The sequence below is a fragment of the Flavobacterium sp. genome, assembly GCF_013822155.1.
Lineage (GTDB): Bacteria > Bacteroidota > Bacteroidia > Flavobacteriales > Flavobacteriaceae > Flavobacterium.
The window spans coordinates 1-1,200 of the sequence record NZ_PNJW01000193.1 but is presented as its reverse complement, the minus strand read 5'-3'; the positions used below and the strand labels follow the sequence as shown (position 1 = coordinate 1,200).

1 pseudogene is annotated in these 1,200 nt (G+C 30.1%); it reads right to left on the bottom strand.

The features are described from left to right. Positions 1 to 1,200 (bottom strand): annotated as a pseudogene (locus C0512_RS15875) (hypothetical protein); the annotation flags it as partial.

Here is a 1,200-nt window from a genome sequence, read left to right as displayed (position 1 = left end):
TATCTGGGAAAAAGGGTACGCAACAGTGTAGTTTAAATTGTTAATAAAGTTATTATTGGTGAACCATTGATTATTGGAATCCAAGGAAGATAATGATGAATCATATTTGTTTTGTTCGGAATTAAAACCTGCTTTAAAAGAATATTTAAAGAATTTATAACTTCCAAAAAAGTCTAATTTTAATTGAATAACTTCTTTTCTGAATTTACTCCTTTGATTGTTTTCAAGAATAGGAAGAATTGCATTGTTGTTAATTGCTACTCCCGGAGAAACATTGTAATTTTGAGGAGAGCTGTCGTTTGAATAGATTGCTGAACCGACTAATGCATGTTCTTTATTGATAAGTGTTGTATAGTTGAAATTTTGTTTCGTAAAAAAAGAACTGCTTTTAATAATATTATTTTGATTTTCAGTATTGTTTCTGCTTAGGCTGGTAAAGTCTGTGTGTTGGTATTTTATCTTACCAAGGTATTCCCAGTTGTTGTTGGTTGATGTTTTTTTCAGTAATTGAAAAGTTCCACTGTAAACTTGAGGTTTCTTTTCCAGATTTTCACTTTCCGTAGTTGTTATTGTATTTTCATCCGGCAAATTGTACTGTGAAATGAAAGTGTTACTACGGGTTAATAAGTCACTGTATATACCAGCATTTACTCTGAAAGTAATGTTTTTTGAAAGTTTTTGTAAGGAATTTAAATTAGTAAAAAAATTATTATTCAAGTTAGAGCGTATGTCTTCTAATTGAGAGTACAGATTACCTTGTCGGATTATCTCTTTTGACAATAAGTTTTCTTCTTTGGAATTCTCTACAGAAATAATGTCTGATTGAACCGTGTAAGGACTGTTGTTTATACCAATGTTATTATGGCTTAATAATCCAAAGTTTTTGCTTTTGTAATTCAAAAGCAGTCCTGTAACGGAAGAATTATAACTGTCTTTTACACCATAACTCAATTTTGCGTTACCCGATAAAGACGTTTTTGTTTTTTTGATTTTTATGTTTAGCGCCACATCATCTGAACTTGAAATTCCTTTGAGTAAAGCATTTTCATTAAAATTTTCTATTGCCTGAATATTCTCTACCATGTCGATATTGATATTCTTGGATCCTACTACATATTGGGAGTCAAATAAATCATCTCCATCCAACAGCATTTTTTTTATATTTTTTCCTTTAAACTTAATTTCGCCATTGCTTTCTAC